Consider the following 19890-nt stretch of genomic DNA (forward strand, 5'->3'; position numbering starts at 1 on the left):
TGTGATGTCACCATTGTAGATGGATGGGGTCGTTGCGACAGTACCTGCGCGCTCGAACGATGCCCGTGCACAGTTGCTGCCGGTTTTTCGGCTTATTCAGGCAGTAATTGCGCGTGCCGACTGCGCAGATGTACTGCCGTTGTCCTTCAGCGAATTGATGAGCTGGGCGACGATGGTTGGTAATACCGAACTACTTAGCCATTCGATATTCTCCGGTGTGAATGCCTCCGGTGCTTTGGCCAAGACGCCGAGTATGCCGCTGGATGCGAATTCCAGTATGATGCGCTGACCTGGATTGAGCGCAGCCGAATCGCAGCCGAGTGCTGACAGCCAGATTTCGATGACATGGGTTTTGAGCTGATTGGCCAGTCCTGTGGAGCCATGCGGGCCGGCGATAAGCGCTAGCCGTCGGATGCTGGCAACCCGCTGCGGATTGATAATGTTGGCAATGGCGTAATCACGAAGTGCGTCAATGCCTTCATCTTGCCGAATGATATGCGCGATAAACGCGGTGATATCCGGATCGTCATAAATCGAGGCGATGGCATCGTCTGCCAATTCAGGAATGTTGCCGTAATGGTAGTAGAACGCGCTGCGGTTCAAGCCGCTCATTCGCGTGACATCGCTGATGGTGATTTGCGCATACGGTTTTTGCTCCAGCAGTGTCCAGAACGCATCCTGCATTTTCTCAGGTGCGCTTTGCTCACCTGTTTTCGGTCTGGCCATATGCGCCTCTTCTTGCTGTTATTTTATACCAATCAATAACTCAACATCGTATCGTGTTTTTCGCGTAATACTGCGGTTTTCAGGTAGAAACCCAACACAATGCCGTATTACGTGGATTTTATTACCCAACATAGTGATGTATTTCTTGAGGTGCGATGCATGGCGCCAACAGCATCGGTCTGCATCCGGTTCTCAACCAGCTACTGCTGGTGGCTTCTGGCTAGAGCGTTTGAGAGCCAAGGATGTAATGATTGAATACAGCCATCGCAAGAGAGGACTTGACATACCATGGCTTTCCTTGAATTCCATGATGTAGTGCGACAGTACGGAAGCGGTGAATCCGCAGTGCTGGCATTGAACCATGCCAGCTTTGACATCGAACAGGGCGAACTTGCCGTCATTCTTGGCGCATCCGGCGCTGGCAAATCCACCACGTTGAACATTCTGGGCGGCATGGACCGAGCCACCTCAGGCTCCGTGGTGATCGACGGCAAAGACATTACCAAAGCTAACGAATCCCAACTGACCGACTACCGTCGATTCGACGTGGGCTTCGTCTTCCAGTTCTACAACCTCGTACCCAATCTGACCGCGCTCGAAAACGTGGAGCTTGCCTCGCAGATCTGCCCGAACGCGCTCGACGCCCGCGACACTCTGGAGAAAGTCGGGCTCGGGAATCGTCTTGCCAACTTCCCGTCGCAGCTCTCCGGCGGCGAACAGCAACGTGTCTCCATCGCCCGTGCGCTCGCCAAGAACCCGAAGTTGCTCCTGTGCGACGAACCGACCGGCGCACTTGACTACAACACCGGCAAGGAAGTGTTGCAGCTTCTGCAGGACTCTTGCCGGCAGCATGGCATCACCGTGGCGCTGGTGACGCATAATTCCGCGCTTGCGCCGATGGGTGACCGTCTGATTCGCTTCCGCTCCGGCAAAGTCACCGAAATCACGAAGAATCCGAATCCCACGCCTATCGCGGACATCGAATGGTAGGAGAGCGGCAAGGAACAGTCATGAAGAAGACAGCACTTTGGAAAGACGCGTGGCGCGCCATCGCCGGGAACGGCAAACGCTTCGCCGCCATGCTGGTGATCGTGGCGGTCGGCGTGATGATGCTCGGAGGTCTCAATACCATCGCCAAAGATATTCGCTCCGGCTTGGACGAATTCTTTGACGCTACCGCTATGCATGACGTCTCTATCATCTCCACCCTCGGTTTTGATGATAACGATATTGCCGCATTGCAACATGTCGACGGTGTTGCCAAGGTCGCCGGCGAACGCTCAACTAGTGTGAGCACGACTGTCGACGGTAAGCAATCCTCGGCAACCGTCACCACCCTGAACAATCAAGGCGTTGAGCAGCCATATCTCAAGGACGGCAGACTGCCGAAGTCGGCTCATGAAATCGCAGTCACCGAGCAGTATCTGAACGATAGCGGTAAATCACTGGGCGATACTTTGACTTTCAAGCCCGATGATTCGCTCACATCCGCGGCATCGACTTCCGCGAATGGCGCAACCGGCACGTTTTCAGACGGCAAGTACACCATTGTCGGAACGGTGATTGATCCGAACGATATCGTCAACCCGACCGGCCCACTGGCTTTGGTGTCCGGCTCGAAAACCGTCTATTCGATGTTCGTTGCCGAAGATTCGCTGAACGACGCTGACGCTTCCTATACGTCGGTGGTGCTCACGGTATCCGGTGCGAAAGCGATGAACACGTACGATGGCGACTACCTCAACACCGTTGCTGACGCGGTTTCCAATATCGAATCCATTCAGACCGATCGTGAACAGGCGCGTACGGATACTGTGCATCAAGCCGCGCTGGACAAGGCCATGGCATCCATTGATGCGCAAAGGGCCAAAATCGAGGCCTTGCCGGACGGATTGCCCGCCAAGACGGCCGCCGAGCAGAAGATTGCCGAAGCTGAAGCACAAGCCAAAAGTACGGTGGATGCCATGCCGAAAGCCCAATGGATTATCCGCGACCGCAGTGCCGTGACCAGTTATGAGGATGTGAAAACCCAAACTGAAATGATTGCTCGCTTGGGCACGATGTTCCCGGTGCTGTTCCTCATCATCGCACTGCTGGTAAGTCTCACTGCGATCACGCGCATGGTCGAGGAGGATCGCGGACTTATCGGTACCTACAAAGCGCTCGGTTACACGCGCCATGAAATCATGCTCAAATACCTGGTGTATTCAGGGGCCGCATGCCTGTTCGGCGGACTGCTCGGTGATGTGCTAGGCCTGATCGGGTTGCCGTTCGTGTTCACGCGCAAAATCATTACCAATATGTATGTGTTGCCGGACTATCCGCTGCTGGTGGATTGGAAGATTGCCCTGGGCGGCGTACTGCTGTTCCTGGTCATCATCACCGGCGCCGCCATGATCGCATGCACTGGTTCGCTGCGATTGGAACCAGCCGAACTGATGCGCCCCAAAGCGCCCAAGGCCGGCAAAACCATTGTCCTGCAGCGTATCGGATTCATCTGGAATCACCTGAGCTTCCTTGGCAAGGTGACCGCGCGCAACCTGTTCCGTTACAAGTCCCGTGCGCTGATGGTGATTATCGGCGTACTCGGCTGCACGGCATTGATGACGGCCGGATTCGGCATGGGCAGCTCCGCGCTGACCCTGATGCCGCGCCAACACAGCGAGATTGCGCCATACGATGTGCTGGCCGTGACCTCGGCTGCCAATCACGATAAGGCGCAGGCGGACTTGGATAAGGACGGTGATGTGGAGTCCACGCTGCCGTTGCAGCTCGGCAGCGTCACGCTTGCTCCGGCACAGCAGGACGGTAAGGAATCTGATACTGCGGACGATGCCAAGCTCACCGCGCAGCTTATGGTCATTCCGGACGGCAAGTCGACGGACGGTTACATCAACCTGCAAACACCGGACGGATCACCTATCGAACTGAAGTTTGCGGACGACGGTATTGTCGTTACCGCCAATGCCGCACGCAAGCTGGCGCTCGCCGCCGGTTCCAGCGTGAACCTCACCGATCAGATGGCCAATACCGCCGACGCCACCGTGCATGAAGTCGCCCAGTACTACACCGGCAATCTGGTGGTTATGTCCCAATCCACGTATGAGCAGCTATTCGATGCGGATTATGCGCCGAATGCCGATCTCATCAACGTGCGCGGAGATGCGAACGCGCAGATAGCCTTCGCAAACGATCTGGCCGAGCAGAGCGAGTACCTATCGGTGACGAGCTCCGCCAAACAGGAGCGCGACTTCTCGAAGAGCTTCCAGCTGTTCTTCGTAATGATCGGTTTCATCGTGATCATGGCTGCGATTCTGGCCGTCGTGGTGCTTTATACGCTGGCGTCCACCAACATTTCCGAGCGCGAGCGTGAATTGGCCACCATCAAAGTGCTGGGTTTCCGCAAACGTGAGGTGCGCAGTTACGTGAACAAGGAGATGCTGTTGCTGAGCGCCATCGGCATTGCGATTGGTCTGCCGTCCGGTCGGGCATTGCTTGGTTTTCTGGTGAGCAAGCTTGATCTGCCGGGCATGAACATCGTGCCGAACGTGGCATGGTTCTGCTATGCGGCCGCTGCTTTGCTCGCGCTCGCCTTCACCATGCTGGTGAGCCTGGCCACGAACCGCGCGCTTGATCGCATCGATATGGTCGGCGCGTTGAAGAGTCCGGAGTGACGGCGTCGTCGCGGGTTTGCCGGATCCGATTCCTTTGTATGTTCGCGTGATTAACGAGTAGTGCGCGAACGTACAAAGGTTTTGGAGGTCTAAATCCTTTGTAAGTTCGCGTGGGTCTCGTCAATCGCGCGAACATACAAACGGATGCGGAGATGAAAGCGCCCCGCCATGCGGCGTATTCGTATTCGCGCATTCGCATCGCGGCGCTGCGTGCCGTTTGCCGCGGTCACCAAACACGGCCCGCCACGTCGGTATACCGTTCATAAAACGGATGGGCTCGGGCCATAGGCACATTGGCGTCAAGGAGCTTTCTCGTCAGAGGAGTTCGTTGTTCCACCTCGGCATAGTTGACACGAATGATTGTGGTCACACCGGCTTGCTTCAAAAAGTCTTCGCGGCGACGCTCGTCATGTACGACTTGTCTGATGCTGCGTTTGCTGGTCATCGAGGGATTGACATATTTGTCTGTTCCGTCGAATTCCAGGACAATGACTCTTCCGTCAGGGGTGTGCCAGACGAAATCGACTCGTAAGGTGCCTTGCTCAGATTGCGGGGCGATGAAAACATGCTGTAGTTCGGGGACGGCGAATCCCTCGTCGATGATGGTCCCGTAACAAAAGGATTCGCCGCCGTTTTCATTCAACGGGTTCGTATAGTAGAGCAGCCGTTGCACCGGCCCGCAATCACGCTGCATTGTGTCGCAGATTTCCAGTATCTGTTCTCGCGTTACGATGCCTCGTCGTAACGCGGAGTCGAACATGGCGATTGTTTGCGTGAATGGGTAGTGCAGTCCGCAATCGACCAGTGTCCGTGCCGGAGACGTGACGGATACCCTATCGATGATTACGGCATTGGCTGGAAGTGAGGGTGCTGTGGTTGCGGGTCCCGTGGTGGTGCTCGGGAGGAGCACGGTGCGCAGACGTCCGCTGCTCTGATATCGGACAACGCTGCAGATGGGTGGATTCTTTGCGAATACGCGTTGAACATTGCCATGTACGCGAGCGGAATTGCCGTTTGACGCAGCAATGAATATGGTCTGGCGCTGATGCAGATTCCAGTGGTATTCCAGATTGAATATGGCGGCGGCGCTGATGTCCGCGAACACCCTTTGCGGATATTGCTGAGATAGTGCTCGTATGATGTGCCGGTGCTTCTCCGGCGGAGGAATCGCATCCCAGTAGGTGCGGCGGGCATAGATGTTTCTATGCGGGCGTACCAGGATGCCGTTGCGCAGTCGGGTATATATGGCTTGACGCTCCGCCTCGGTGGACGGGTAGAAACAGCGACGGTGGCGTTCCGCATCGTTGCAGAGTCGTTCTATGGCGTGGTGTGTGTTCATATGGCCATGATGGGCATGGTGAGCGCTTGGGGCAAGCCAATCCGGGGTATGTGGATAACTGTTGTTTTCGCGGCGTGTCGCGTTGCGAATGTGGATAACTCGCCGGTCCGATATGTCTCGAAACGTGCGATTGACTGCGTGACGGTGCTGTGTGACGGTGCCGTGTGCTGGGCCGAGTGATTATGTTGCGGCGATCTTTTCCTTTGTATGTTCGCGTGATTAACGAGTAGTGCGCGAACATGCGAAGGAATTTGGGACCGAAATCCTTTGTATGTTCGCGTGGGTCTCGTTAATCGCGCGAACACACGAAGGAGTGGCAGGGATGGCGGATGGGGCTGCATGGATGGGTGAGGGGACGGACATTGGTGCGGGAGGTCGAAGGAGCGGCAGAGGGGGAGGAGAAGCGGCAGACGCAGCGGGGGACGGGAGGGAAGAAAAAGCATAGTGCGGGATGCGGGAACGCTGGGATGCGCTGCTGTATACCGGTTGTGGCATAATTGCCAAGGCAATTTTTGGGCATTGCCCCAGTGAGTCGAATTTGAAAATAGGTGAATACCGTGGCACAGACTACTAACGACATCAAGAACGGATCCGTCCTGAACCTGGACGGCCAGCTGTGGACCGTCCTGAAGTTCCAGCACGTCAAGCCGGGCAAGGGCCCCGCCTTCGTGCGCACCACCATCAAGAACGTGCTCTCCGGCAAGATCGTGGACAAGACCTTCAACGCCGGCATGAAGATGGAGTTCGAGACCGTTGACAACCGTACCCTCCAGTACTCCTACGAGGACGGCGACAACTTCGTGTTCATGGACATGACCACCTACGACCAGATCATGGTTCCGAAGACCCTCGTGGGCGACAAGGCCAAGTTCCTGCTTGAAGGCACTGACTGCCTCGTTTCCTTCCACGACGGCACCCCGCTGAACGTCGAGCTGCCGGGCTCCGTGGTCCTGACCATCACCCACACCGAGCCGGGCCTGCAGGGCAACCGCTCCAACGCTGGCACCAAGCCGGCCACCGTTGAGACCGGTGCCGAGATCCAGGTGCCGCTGTTCATCAACGAGGGCGATCGCGTCAAGATCAACACCACCGACGGCTCCTACACCGGCCGCGAGAACTGATCCTTCCCGTATCACCCGTAAAACTGGAGGACTAGAAGCATGGCACGTTCCACCGCGCGCAAGAGGGCATTGAACACCCTGTACGAGGCCGATGAAAAGAGCCAGGAGATCCTGTCCCTGTTGGATGAGCGCATCGCACACCCCGGTGCCCAGACCCCGCTTCCCGAATACGCCATCGAAATCGTGCGTGGCGTGGCCGATCATCTGCGCACCATCGACCGGACTTTGGATGAACATTCCACTGGCTGGAAGGTGCGTCGCATGGGTGTGGTCGATCGCAATATTCTGCGTATCGCCACATGGGAGATTCTGTTCAACGGCGAGGTGCCTGACAGGGTGGCCATCGATGAGGCCCTGGCATTGGCCAAAACCTTGTGCGATGACGATTCGCCCGCTTTCATCCACGGCCTGCTGTCTGCGGTATGTGCCGATAAGGATTCCGTTGTTACCGAGGATTCGGCGCAGCATGATCAGAATAATGATGCCGCCGATCAGTCCGGTAATGACCCTGCCGATCAGTCCGATCCGTCTGCTGACAATCAGCCGACGGTAGACTAGTTTTTCTTTTTCAAGCCTCCCCATACGGGAGGCTTTTTTATGAGCGGATATGACCGCTCCCCATCGCTTCCCATCGGCTGTAACGCCGGTGGCCCGGTCGGCGGGCCGAAGCTTACGCGCTGCGGCGTGTGAGTCTGCGCTGGCCGTTAACCTTGGTACGAATACCCGACGAAACATAAGGGGGTTTTGGTGAGCCAGAACGAGTCCGGAACCATCGCAATTCCGACGTATGACCAGGACGATGCAGTCCTCGTTTTGGAAGACGGACAGGTATATGTGGGAGAGCCGTATGGTGCTCTCGGCGAGACGACCGGTGAGATCGTGTTCGCCACCGGTATGACCGGATATCAGGAGACGCTCACCGATCCCAGCTACGATCGTCAGATCGTGGTGCAGACCTTCCCTCATATAGGCGATACCGGTGTCAACAGCGAAGACCCGGAATCCTCCCGTATCTGGGTTGCCGGATACATCGTGCGCGATCCCTCTCCGAATGTGAGCAACTGGCGCGCCGAAGGCAGCCTGGACGACGACCTCAAGAAGAATGACATCGTTGGTCTGAGCCATATCGACACCCGCAAGCTGGTGCGTCACCTTCGTTCCGCCGGCGTGATGCGCGCCGGCATCTTCTCCGGCGAGGCGCTGCTCGATCCGGTCTCCGGCAAGCTGCGCGATGTTGATGCTCTGCTCGAAGCGGTTAAGGCCACCCCGCAGATGCGGGGTCTGAGCCTGTATGACGAGGTCTCCACCAAGGAGACGTACACCATCGAACCGTGCGGTGAGTACGAAGGCAAGGAGCCTCTGTACACCGTGGCCGCCGTGGATCTGGGCATCAAGGGCATGACCCCGCACCGCATGGCCGAGCGCGGCTGTCGCGTGCACGTGGTGCCCTCCACCACCACGTTCGAGCAGATCGAAGCCCTGAATCCGGACGGCGTGTTCTTCTCCAATGGCCCGGGCGATCCGGAGCAGGCCGGTCCGGAAATCGAACTGCTGAGGAAGGTCTTGGATGCCGGCTATCCGTTCTTCGGCATCTGCTTCGGCAACCAGCTGCTTGGCCGCGCACTCGGCTTTGGCACCTACAAGCTCAAGTTCGGCCATCGCGGCATCAACCAGCCGGTCAAGGACGTGACCACCGGCAAGGTGGAGGTCACCGCCCACAACCACGGCTTCGCAGTGGACGCCCCGATCGGCAAGACGGTAGACGCTCCGTTCGAGGACGGCAAGTACGGCAAGGTGTTCGTCTCCCACATCGATCTGAACGACGACGTGGTTGAGGGTCTGCAGTGCGTGGACATCCCCGCCTTCTCCGTGCAGTACCATCCGGAAGCCGCGGCAGGCCCGCACGATGCGGCCTACCTGTTCGACCGTTTCTGCGAACTTATGAAGAACAATCTGCGCGATGCTCGCGCCAACAGCAACATCAAGGAAGGTAAGTGATATGCCGAAGCGCACCGACATCAAATCCGTGATGGTCATCGGCTCCGGCCCGATCGTGATCGGTCAGGCTGCGGAGTTCGATTACTCGGGCACCCAGGCATGCCGCGTCCTTCGTGAGGAAGGCATCCGCGTCATCCTCGTCAACTCGAACCCGGCCACCATCATGACCGATCCCGAGATGGCCGACGCCACCTACATCGAACCGATCGCCACCCCGATCCTCGAACAGATCATCGCCAAGGAGCGTCCGGACGCGCTGCTGCCGACGCTTGGCGGTCAGACGGCGCTGAATGCCGCCATGGCGCTTGGCGAGGCCGGCGTACTCAAGAAGTACAATGTCGAGCTCATCGGCGCTTCTCTGGAGGCCATCGACCGTGGCGAGGACCGCGAGCTGTTCAAGAAGGTCGTGGATGAGGCAGGTGCCGAATCCGCACGCTCCCGCATCGCTCACACGCTTGAGGAATGCGACCGCATCGCCGAGGAACTCGGCTATCCGCTGGTGGTCCGCCCGAGCTTCACCATGGGTGGTCTTGGCTCCGGCATCGCGCACGACGAGGAGGAGCTGCATCGCATCGCCGGTGCCGGCATCCACTATTCGCCCACCGATGAGGTGCTGATCGAAGAGGGCATCGAAGGCTGGAAGGAATTCGAGCTGGAGCTCATGCGCGACCGCAACGACAACGTGGTGGTCGTCTGCCCGATCGAGAACGTGGACCCGGTGGGTGTTCACACCGGTGACTCCATCACCGTCGCCCCCTGCTTCACGCTGACCGACCGCGAATACCAGAAGCTGCGTGACATCGGCATCGCCATCATCCGCGGCGTGGGCGTGGATACCGGCGGCTGCAACATCCAGTTCGCCATCCATCCGCAGACCGGCCGAATCATCGTCATCGAGATGAACCCGCGTGTTTCCCGTTCCTCCGCTCTGGCGTCCAAGGCCACTGGCTTCCCGATCGCCAAGATCGCCACCAAGCTGGCTCTCGGCTACACGCTGGACGAGATTCGCAACGACATCACCCAGTCCACCCCGGCCTCCTTCGAGCCGACCATCGACTACGTGGTCACCAAGGTGCCGCGCTTCGCGTTCGAGAAGTTCCCGGGTGCCGACCCGACGCTGACCACCTCGATGAAGTCCGTGGGCGAGGCCATGGCCCTGGCCGGTAACTTCCAGGAGTCTCTGGGCAAGGCCATGCGCTCCATCGACAAGCGCCACATGGGCTTCAACTGGGATGGTGACAAGCCTACGCTTGAGGAGGTGGCCGAACTGGTCGCCGCCGCCAAGGTGCCGACCGAACACCGCTACCTGCAGCTGATGCGCGCCATCTGGGGCGGTGCCACCATCGAAGAGCTGTACGCGGCCACCAAGATCGACCCGTGGTTCTTGAAGCAGATCATGCTCATCAACGATATGGCCATGACCGTTCGCGGAGCCGAGCATCTGACCCCGAAGCTGCTGAAGAAGGCCAAGCTTGCAGGCCTGTCCGACGTGCAGATCGCACATCTGCGTGGCCTCGGCGACGAAGGTGAGAACATTATCCGCGAGCTGCGCTGGAACTACGGCATTCGCCCGGTCTACAAGACCGTGGATACCTGCGCCGCCGAGTTCGACGCGGTCACGCCGTACTACTACTCCTGCTACGCCGATGAGACCGAGCTGCGTAAGCGTGAGCGTGAGGCAGTGATCATCCTCGGCTCCGGCCCGAACCGCATCGGTCAGGGCATCGAGTTCGACTACACCTGCGTGCACGCGGTGCAGGAGCTCGGCAAGGACTACGACACGATCATGGTCAACTGCAACCCGGAGACCGTGTCCACCGATTACGACATGTCCGACCGTCTCTACTTCGAACCGCTCACCTTCGAGGATGTGCTGGAGATCTATGAGGCCGAGAAGAAGATGGGCCCGGTCAAGGGCGTTATCGTGCAGCTCGGCGGCCAGACCCCGCTCTCGCTCGCCGCGCGTCTGAAGGCCGCTGGTGTGCCGATTCTCGGCACCACGCCGGAATCCATCGATCTGGCCGAGAACCGTGAGCTGTTCGGCGAAGTGCTGAAGAAGGCGGAGATGAACGCTCCGCGCTACGGCACCGCCCTGAGCCTCGAAGAAGCCATGGAGGCCGCCCACCGCATCGGCTATCCGGTGTTGGTCCGTCCGAGCTACGTGCTCGGTGGCCGCGGCATGGAGATCGTGTACGACGATAAGCAGCTGACCAAGTACGTGGATCGTGCGCTGGCCGAAGCCAAGGCCGATACCGTGGTTTCCGGTCGTCTGCCCTCCCCGCTGCTCATCGACAAGTTCCTGCAGGACGCCATCGAAATCGATGTCGATGCGCTGTTCGACGGTGAGGAACTGTACATCGGTGGCATTATGGAGCACGTCGAGGAGGCCGGTGTGCACTCTGGCGACGCCGCCTGCACCCTGCCGCCGTCCACCCTGTCCGACGATCAGATTCGTCGCTTGAGGGAAGGCACCTACGCCATCGCCAAGGGTTGCCATGTGCAGGGCCTGATCAACGTCCAGTACGCCTTCATGGCCAACACGCTGTACGTGATCGAGGCCAACCCACGTGCCTCCCGCACCGTGCCGTTCGCGTCCAAGGCCACCGGCGTGGCCCTGGCCAAGGCCGCGGCCCGTATCATGGCCGGCGAGACCATCGCCGACCAGCGCAAGAACGGTCTGCTGCTGCCCAAGGGCGACGGCGGCGTGATGCACCCCGGCCAGCAGGTGGCCATCAAGGAATCCGTGCTGCCGTTCAAGCGCTTCCGCACTCCGGTGGGCAAGACCGTGGACATCCTGCTGGGACCTGAGATGCGCTCCACCGGCGAGGTCATGGGCTTTGACCGCGACTTCCCGCACGCCTTCGCCAAGAGCCAGCTCGCCGCCTATGACGGCGGTCTGCCGACCCATGGCAACGTGTTCATCTCCGTGAACGATACCGACAAGCGTCAGCTGCCGCTGATCGCCGTGCGTCTCGAAGAGCTCGGATTCAAGATCTGGGCCACCGAGGGCACCGCATCCGTGCTGCGCCGCTACGGCATCGATTCAAGCATCGTGGACAAGATCAGCACCCGTGTGGATTCCGATCCGGAAGCTCCGGTCGAGGTTCACCACGCTGCGGGCTCTGTGGGCAAGAACGTGGTTCAGCTCATCGAGGACGGCAAGATCGATATGATTCTCAACACGCCGAACTCGCGTGGCTCCCGCTCGGATGGCTACTCCATCCGAGCAGCCGCCATTGCGGCCGATCTGCCCCAGTTCACCACCATCACCGAGTTCCAGGCCGCACTGCTGGCTATCGAGGCCGTGAAGCATAATGATTATCAGATCATGAGCATCCAGGATCATTCGAAGCAGCTGTTCGAGTTGGAGAGGCGAGAGTTCTGATGAGTACACCCAGTGGTGAGGAATTGAAGGCTCAGCGGTCCGATTTCGGTTTGAGGCTGAGCCAGTCGATGGCAAAATACGGGCCTTTGTGCGTGGGTATCGATCCTCACCGCAAACTCCTCACCGACTGGGGGTATAACGTCGACGCCGAAGGTGCCGAGCTCTTCTCCATGCGTATGCTGCAGGCGGCCAATGGCAGGGCCGCCGCAGTGAAATTCCAGACGCCGATGTTCGAGCGCTACGGGTCGAAAGGCTTTGAAGCGCTCGAACGAGTGCTGTACGCCGCTCGTCAGATGGGCGTCATCACTATCGTCGATTGCCTGCACGGTGGCTTGTCCACCACGATTTCCGCCATCGCGGATGCCTATTTTAAGCCGGGCGCCCCGATGCTTGCCGATGCGATCACGCTGCTGCCATACTACGGCGCCCGTTCGCTCAATGGCCTTATTACCGAGGCGTTGGAGAATGGTCGTGGCGTGTTCATCGCTTCACTGACCTCCAACCCTGAAGGCATGAGCTTGCAGACGGCGTTGCGTCAGGGCGGTGAATACAAGGGGCATACCGTGGCATACGGCATCGCCTCCACCGCGCAGAAGCATAATGTCGGCATCGAAGGCATGGGATCGGTCGGCCTGATCATCGGAGCGACCATCGGCCAGTGGATGCAGGATTCCGGTGTGGACCCCTCCAAGTTCACCGGTCCTATTCTGTCCCCGGGCTATGGCTGGCAAGGTGCCGAGGCCAAGGATCTCAAAACCGTGTTCCGTGGCACCAAGGGTAATGTGCTGGTCACGGTGTCTCGCTTCATCGCTTCGCATGGCCCGGATATCGCGGCATTGAGCCAGGCTACCGAGTCGATTGCTTGGGATGTGCGTCAGGCACTGATGGAAGCCACGAACGAAGGCGCCGAAGACTGACAACGACAACGATTGAGGCCACGGCAGTATCGTGTGATATTGCCGTGGTTTGTTTTTCGCCGGCCACCAATCGCCGACAATGTGAAAGGAAGCCATGACTGAGCACACTCACGCTGGTCGTCTTATCGTCCTGTCCGGTCCCACTGCCGTGGGCAAGGGCACGGTGGAAGCCAAACTGCGCGCCGACCACCCGGAAGTATGGGTGTCCGTGTCCGCTACCACCCGTGCGGCCCGTCCTGGCGAAGTGAACGGTGTGAACTATTGGTTCCTGAGCGAAGAGGAGTTCCTGCGCAAAGAGGTGGCGGGGGAGTTCCTGGAAACCGCAGTGGTGCACGGCATGGCGTATTATGGTACGCCGTTGAAGCCGGTGGTGGAACACTTGGCCGCCGGAATTCCTACCATTCTGGAAATCGATCTGCAGGGGGCCCGTCGCGTACGTCAGCGGGCCAGCGAACTCGATTTGGAAGTGGTGTATGTGTTCATCGCTCCGCCGAGCTTTGAAGAACTCAAGCGCCGACTGATCGGGCGTGGCACTGAAACCTCCGAACAGCAAGCGCGCCGTCTGGAAACCGCCAAGGTGGAGCTCGCCGCTGAATCCGAGTTCGATGTGACGATCGTCAACGACACCGTTGAACGTGCCGCCGACGAACTGTGGTCCGTTATCGCCGAGGAATACGGTCTGCAATCGTGATCTTCGCGTACGGGCGGCAGTAACGCGCGCTATTATACGATGAATACGATGAAGGCGGGAGCCGGACTCAAGCTACTGCGATAGTGCTTGTGAGTCCGACGCCCGCCTTCACTGCATGTGCAACGTATGGTCACGGTAACGAACGGTCTGCACGGTCCGCACAGTCGCGTGGGTCACGGTACAGACCGCCGTACTTTCTCCTTGTCGCCGCTCTGTGTGCTACCGCACACAAGCGTCGGCGGACAGGCGGGCGCCGCGAGCCCAGTCGGCGGCGCGCATGGCTTTTTTACCGGGTGCCTTGACCTGGGTGAGCTCCAGTGCCGTAGTGCCGGTGCCTACCCAGACGTTCTTCTTACCCGTTTTGATTGCACCGGGGCGCAGATTTTCAGGCGTTTGAGGATTGTTCGCATCCGCCGGTTGCGCGGAAAGCACATGCAACACCGGCGGCTTGGCATCGGTATCAGCACCGGAGCCGTCATCGTCGGCACCATCGGCATACAGCGCGGTCCAAGCGCCGGGATGAGGTGAACAGGCGCGGATCTGACGATCGATCGCCTCGACGGCATCCGTCCAATCGATGCGGGCGTCTTCCACGGTGATCTTATGGGCGTACTCCAGGCCCTCCGCTGGCTGCGGCGTCAACGTAGCCGTGCCGTCGCCCACAGACGCCAAAGCCTCCACGTACATCGGTGCGCCTTCATGAGCCAAACGCTCCAGCAACTCGCCGGAGGTTTCCCGACCGTTGAGATCAATGGTCATTGAAGCCACGATTGGGCCATCGTCCAAACCTTCGCCCACTTTGAACACGTCGGCACCGGTTGTGGCATCGCCGGCCCAGATGGCGCGTTGGGCCGGGGCGGCACCACGCCACTTGGGCAAGTTGGAGAAATGCAGGTTGTACCAGCCCATCGGCACTGCATCCAACACGGTTTTTGGCAGAATGTTGCCATAGGCGATCACTGCGGCGATATCCGCGTGCAGTGCGTGCAGCGCCTCTAGAAACTCGGGGGAGCGGGGTTTGAGATCGATGACCGGCACTCCGAGCTCCAATGCCGCCGCTTTGACCGGGCTGGCGGTGAGTTTACGACCACGGCCGGTCGGTGCATCAGGCCGGGTGATGACACCGACTACATCGAAACGCGGATCCGCGGCGAACGCCTGCAACGATGGCACGGCCACGTCGGGCGTGCCGGCGAATACGAGTCTGAGCATGAATCTCCTTTACCGATATGAGAGCGTTCCACGCGATGACGGAACGCCATGAATACGCCATGAATAACTCCATGAATACATGGATTTACATAGACAGCGATGCTGCGAGAGTGATGTTGTGTGCGGTGCATGATTACTGCACGGTGGGAATATCCACCCCGTTGGCGATAAGCAGCTCACGCAGCTTGACCGGATCCTGGAAGCGCACGCCGCGAATACCGGCGGCGTTGGAGCCCACAATGTTCATGGCCTTGTCGTCGATGAACAATGCGCCGTCCGCCTTGATGCCGAACCGGTGAAGAGCCGCCTCGTAGATCTCCTTGTGCGGCTTGCGCAACTTGACGAAGCCTGAAACCAGTTTGCCGTCGAGTTGCTGGATGATGTCGCACTGCTCTTCGGCGACGTGGAACAGGCTGGCCTCCCAGTTGCTCAGTCCCCAAACGCCGATGCCGGCGGCCTTGAGATCGTTGACCAGTACGCGGGCTCCGGGCACGACGCCGGTCAGTGAGTCACGGAAGTTGTCGATATAGTAGGCGAGGATGTCGGCCCACTTGTCTCCCTTGTCCCGGCGCATGATCGCAATGGCTTCCTCCGGTGCCATGCCGGCGTCCATCAGGTCGTTGACATCATAGAAACCGGAGATGTCGTTGTCCAGAAACTCATCGATGGTGGTTTTGCTGTATCGGGGTACGAGTACTGCTGCGGGATCCCAATAAATGAGCACATTGCCGAAGTCGAAAATCACGTCGGTGATCGGCTTGCCGGCGTTGACGGCCGCTTCGCCATCCGCCACCAGCACGTCATAATCCATATCCGGTTCTCCGGGCCAGCCTTTCATAACAGCCTCCTTGAATAACACCTGCCGATAATCATGCGATTCCATCGTTTCATGCATCGGCGACGATTGGCCCGAACAGAACGGTTTGGCACTACGACGTGCTAGGATGTGCAACCGAAGTCAAGGCAGTGATCCGTTATCAGCGGGGAGCCTTCGGAAGAACGGTGGCGTGGACGCAGCATCATATCAACAGCTGCGACAAGCCGCCCAGTAGAACCGACGGGATCGGCCCGAAACAGCCGAACGCAAGCGGTTGCGCGCAGACAGCCGGCTCGGAAATCACCGCAGTGGGTTTCGAATCGGTCGAATGCGTTGCGACAAGCGAGGTGGTACCGCGGTGTGGGCGGAAAACAGGCGTCCTCATCGTCCTCGTAGCGGGAACGACGAATGCAGTCGTTCCGGTAAGGAAACGTGAACGGTTTTCCGGATGCGAGGCATCGGCCGCCATTGGCAACGGCTCGTACTGCTTGCGAACGGATTGCCCGGAACGAATCTCCCGGAATGGAACTGCTGCGTTGCTGCCGCAGGACCAGCGAATGCAAACAATACAGGAGATTTACGGTGAGCGAAAACGTATATCCCAAGGCGAACGAGGGCGGCGAAACCGCGCACGTGGCGCCGAACCCCAGCTTCCCCAACATGGAGCAGACCGTTCTGGACTACTGGGACAAGGACGACACCTTCCAGAAGTCCGTGGAGCGCAACCCCTCCGGTGACCACAGCCAGAACGAATTCGTGTTCTTCGATGGCCCGCCGTTCGCCAACGGCCTGCCGCACTACGGCCACCTGCTGACCGGCTACGCCAAGGACGTGATCCCGCGTTACCAGACCATGAAGGGCCGCAAGGTCAACCGCGTCTTCGGCTGGGATACCCACGGTCTGCCGGCCGAGCTTGAGGCACAGAAGGAACTCGGCATCGACTCGGTCGACCAGATCGAGAAGATGGGCATCGACAAGTTCAACGACGCCTGCCGCGCATCCGTGCTGAAGTACACCCGTGAATGGCAGGACTACGTGCATCGTCAGGCCCGTTGGGTGGACTTCGAGCACGGCTACAAGACCCTGAACATCCCGTACATGGAATCCGTGATGTGGGCCTTCAAGCAGCTCTACGACAAGGGCCTGGCCTATCAGGGCTACCGCGTGCTGCCGTACTGCCCGAAGGATCGCACGCCGCTTTCCGCCCACGAGCTTCGCATGGATGCCGACGTCTACCAGGATCGTCAGGACACCACCGTTTCCGTGGCCGTCAAGCTCCGTGACGAGGACGCCTATGCCGTCTTCTGGACCACCACCCCGTGGACCGTGCCCACCAACTTCGCCATCGTGGTCGGTGCCGACATCGATTACGTGGAGGTCAAGCCGACCGAAGGCAAGTTCGCCGGCAAGAAGTTCTACCTCGGCAAGGACCTGTTGGGCCACTACACCAAGGAACTCGGCGAGAACTACGAAGTCGTGCGTGAGCTCAAGGGCTCCGAGCTGGCCGGCCGCCGCTACTGGCCTGTCTTCCCGTACTTCGCGGGCGAGAAGGCCGAGACCGAGGGCAACGTGCCCGGCCCGAACGGTTACACCATCTTCACCGCCGACTACGTGGACACCGTCGAAGGCACCGGCCTCGTGCATCAGGCTCCCTACGGCGAAGACGATATGAACACGCTCAACGCCAAGGGCATCAAGAGCACCGACGTGCTTGACGCCGGCTGCCGCTTCACTTCGCAGTGCCCGGAGTACGAAGGCATGTTCGTGTTCGACGCCAACCTGCCGATCCTCAGGAACCTGCGCGCCGGCGACGGCCCGCTCGCCCAGATCGACGAGGACAAGCGCGCCATCCTCTTCCAGGAGAAGAGCTACGTGCACTCCTACCCGCACTGCTGGCGTTGCGCCACCCCGCTGATCTACAAGCCGGTGAGCTCCTGGTTCGTGTCCGTGACCAAGATCAAGCCGCGTCTGCTGGAGCTCAACCAGCAGATCAACTGGATTCCGGAGAACGTGAAGGACGGCCAATTCGGCAAGTGGCTGGCCAACGCCCGCGACTGGTCCATCTCCCGCAACCGCTTCTGGGGCTCCCCGATCCCGGTGTGGGTTTCCGACGATCCGAAGTACCCGCGTGTGGATGTCTACGGCTCGCTTGAAGAGCTGAAGAACGACTTCGGCGACTACCCGCGCGACAAGGACGGCAACATCAATATGCACCGTCCGTGGATCGACAACCTGACCCGTCCGAACCCGGACGATCCGACCGGCAAGTCCACGATGCGCCGCATTCCGGACGTGCTCGACTGCTGGTTCGAATCCGGTTCCATGTCGTTCGCGCAGTTCCACTACCCGTTCGAGAACAAGGAGAAGTTCGAGCAGCACTTCCCGGCCGACTACATCGTCGAATACATCGGCCAGACCCGCGGCTGGTTCTACCTGCTGCACGTCATGGCCACCGCGCTGTTCGACCGCCCGGCGTTCAAGAACGTGATCTGCCACGGCATCGTGCTCGGCTCCGACGGCCAGAAGATGTCCAAGCACCTGCGCAACTACCCGGATGTGAACGGCGTGTTCGACAAGTACGGCTCCGACGCCATGCGCTGGTTCCTCATGTCCTCGCCGATTCTGCGCGGCGGCAACCTGATCGTCACCGCCGAAGGCATCCGCGACACGGTCCGTCAGGTCATGCTGCCGGTGTGGAGCTCCTACTACTTCTTCACGCTGTACGCCAACGCGGCCAACGGCGGCAAGGGCTTCGACGCCCGCCAGCTCACCGCCGACGAGGTCGCGAACCTGCCGGAGATGGACCGCTACCTGCTGGCCCGCACGCGCCGACTGGTGGAGAAGGTGGAGAAGTCCCTCGACGAGTTCGCCATCTCCGATGCCTGCGACGCCGCCTCCGACTTCATCGACGTGCTGACCAACTGGTACATCCGCAACACCCGTGACCGCTTCTGGAACGAGGACGCCAACGCTTTCAACACCCTGTACACCGTGCTTGAGGTGTTCATGCGCGTGCTGGCCCCGCTCGCACCGATGGAAGCCGAATCCGTGTGGCGAGGACTGACGGGCGGCGAATCCGTGCATCTGGCCGACTGGCCGTACGTCACGGACGAGAAGACCGGTGAAGCCACCGAACTGGGCCGTGTGCTGGTTGATGATCCGAAGCTGGTCAACGCCATGGAGAAGGTTCGTGAGGTCGTCTCCGGCACCCTGTCCCTGCGCAAGGCCTCCCAAATTCGCGTGCGTCAGCCGCTTTCCAAGCTCACCGTGGTGGTCGAGGACGTGGACGACGTCAAGGCTTACGCCGAGGTGCTCAAGTCCGAGCTCAACGTGAAGGACATCGAGTTCTGCACGATGGAGGACGCCGGCTCCCAGGGTCTGAAGATCGTGCACCAGTTGAAGGTCAACGCCCGCGCCGCAGGCCCGCGCCTTGGCAAGCAGGTGCAGTTCGCCATCAAGGCTTCCAAGACCGGTGCCTGGCATGTGGATGCCTCCGGCGCTCCGGTGGTCGAGACCCCGAACGGCGAGGTTGCGCTGGTCGAAGGCGAATACGAGCTCATCAACCGCGTGGAGGAGGAGAACGCCGCCGAGGCATCCGTCTCTGTGTCCGCAGCACTGCCGACCGGCGGCTTCGTGATTCTCGACACCGCCCTGACCGATGATCTGGTGGCCGAAGGCTACGCCCGTGATGCCATTCGCGCTGTGCAGGACGCCCGTAAGGACGCCGGTCTGGAGATCTCCGACCGCATCGCCCTGACGCTCACCGTGCCGGCCGCAGACGTGGCCAAGGCCGAGCAGTTCAAGGACCTCATCGCCCACGAGACGCTCGCCACCTCCATTGACATCAAGGCTGGCGATGAACTCGCCGTCGAAGTGCGGAAGGCCTGAATAATATAGCCTCGCGCTATGCAGGAAGCCTAGCTCCCATATCCGTATGGGCGGCTAGGCTTCCTGCGTTTATCCGTCATCGACATGCTGTGCCACGCCCGGAACCTTCTCGATGGACATTG

The 19890-nt window shown here is 59.7% G+C and carries 13 protein-coding genes; 9 read left to right on the plus strand and 4 right to left on the minus strand.

Features of this window, described 5'->3' with window-relative positions; translation table 11 throughout:
- Nucleotides 1–96 precede the first annotated feature (96 nt).
- Complete coding sequence (locus G1C97_RS01645; protein WP_169240203.1) at nucleotides 97–726, minus strand: TetR/AcrR family transcriptional regulator; 630 nt, start codon at nucleotides 724–726, stop codon at nucleotides 97–99.
- Nucleotides 727–1014: 288 nt separating this feature from the next.
- Between G1C97_RS01645 and G1C97_RS01650 the strand changes: the two genes are divergently transcribed.
- Both G1C97_RS01650 and G1C97_RS01655 read left to right on the plus strand, forming a co-directional pair.
- Nucleotides 1015–1716 carry an ABC transporter ATP-binding protein gene (locus G1C97_RS01650; protein WP_169240204.1) on the plus strand — a complete coding sequence of 234 codons (702 nt, stop codon included), beginning with the start codon at nucleotides 1015–1017 and terminating at the stop codon, nucleotides 1714–1716.
- A gap of 20 nt (nucleotides 1717–1736) precedes the next feature.
- Nucleotides 1737–4400, plus strand: a complete 2664-nt coding sequence (locus tag G1C97_RS01655; RefSeq protein WP_169240205.1) for an ABC transporter permease — start codon at nucleotides 1737–1739, stop codon at nucleotides 4398–4400.
- Between the two features lie 226 nt (nucleotides 4401–4626).
- Here G1C97_RS01655 and G1C97_RS01660 read toward each other — a convergent pair whose 3' ends face one another.
- Nucleotides 4627–5739 carry a CTP synthase gene (locus G1C97_RS01660; RefSeq protein WP_169240206.1) on the minus strand — a complete coding sequence of 371 codons (1113 nt, stop codon included), beginning with the start codon at nucleotides 5737–5739 and terminating at the stop codon, nucleotides 4627–4629.
- Between the two features lie 557 nt (nucleotides 5740–6296).
- Here G1C97_RS01660 and efp point away from each other — a divergent pair.
- From efp to gmk, 6 genes are all read left to right on the plus strand, one after another.
- Entirely contained in the window at nucleotides 6297–6860 is a 564-nt protein-coding gene (gene efp / locus G1C97_RS01665; protein WP_100496399.1) for an elongation factor P, read from the plus strand.
- Nucleotides 6861–6899: 39 nt separating this feature from the next.
- Nucleotides 6900–7418, plus strand: coding sequence for a transcription antitermination factor NusB (gene nusB, locus G1C97_RS01670; protein ID WP_169240207.1), 519 nt, complete (start codon nucleotides 6900–6902; stop codon nucleotides 7416–7418).
- Nucleotides 7419–7607: 189 nt separating this feature from the next.
- Complete coding sequence (gene carA, locus G1C97_RS01675) at nucleotides 7608–8858, plus strand: glutamine-hydrolyzing carbamoyl-phosphate synthase small subunit (protein ID WP_169240208.1); 1251 nt, start codon at nucleotides 7608–7610, stop codon at nucleotides 8856–8858.
- A 1-nt stretch (nucleotide 8859) separates the two neighbouring features.
- Entirely contained in the window at nucleotides 8860–12243 is a 3384-nt protein-coding gene (carB, locus tag G1C97_RS01680; protein ID WP_169240209.1) for a carbamoyl-phosphate synthase large subunit, read from the plus strand.
- Nucleotides 12243–13160: an orotidine-5'-phosphate decarboxylase gene (gene pyrF, locus G1C97_RS01685; RefSeq protein WP_169240210.1), complete on the plus strand. Its 918-nt coding sequence runs from the start codon at nucleotides 12243–12245 to the stop codon at nucleotides 13158–13160. Before carB ends, pyrF begins: the two co-directional genes overlap by 1 nt.
- A gap of 94 nt (nucleotides 13161–13254) precedes the next feature.
- Nucleotides 13255–13851, plus strand: coding sequence for a guanylate kinase (gene gmk / locus G1C97_RS01690; protein ID WP_169240211.1), 597 nt, complete (start codon nucleotides 13255–13257; stop codon nucleotides 13849–13851).
- 219 nt (nucleotides 13852–14070) lie between these two features.
- Here gmk and fmt read toward each other — a convergent pair whose 3' ends face one another.
- Nucleotides 14071–15063: a methionyl-tRNA formyltransferase gene (fmt, locus tag G1C97_RS01695; protein ID WP_169240212.1), complete on the minus strand. Its 993-nt coding sequence runs from the start codon at nucleotides 15061–15063 to the stop codon at nucleotides 14071–14073.
- A gap of 133 nt (nucleotides 15064–15196) precedes the next feature.
- A complete protein-coding gene (locus tag G1C97_RS01700) occupies nucleotides 15197–15901 on the minus strand; it encodes an HAD family hydrolase (RefSeq protein ID WP_169240213.1) in 705 nt (234 codons plus the stop codon).
- A gap of 501 nt (nucleotides 15902–16402) precedes the next feature.
- Between G1C97_RS01700 and ileS the strand changes: the two genes are divergently transcribed.
- Nucleotides 16403–19768, plus strand: a complete 3366-nt coding sequence (ileS, locus tag G1C97_RS01705; protein ID WP_205832462.1) for a mupirocin-resistant isoleucine--tRNA ligase — start codon at nucleotides 16403–16405, stop codon at nucleotides 19766–19768.
- The last annotated feature ends 122 nt before the right edge of the window (nucleotides 19769–19890 follow it).

Source organism: Bifidobacterium olomucense (assembly GCF_012932375.1).
GTDB lineage: Bacteria > Actinomycetota > Actinomycetes > Actinomycetales > Bifidobacteriaceae > Bifidobacterium > Bifidobacterium olomucense.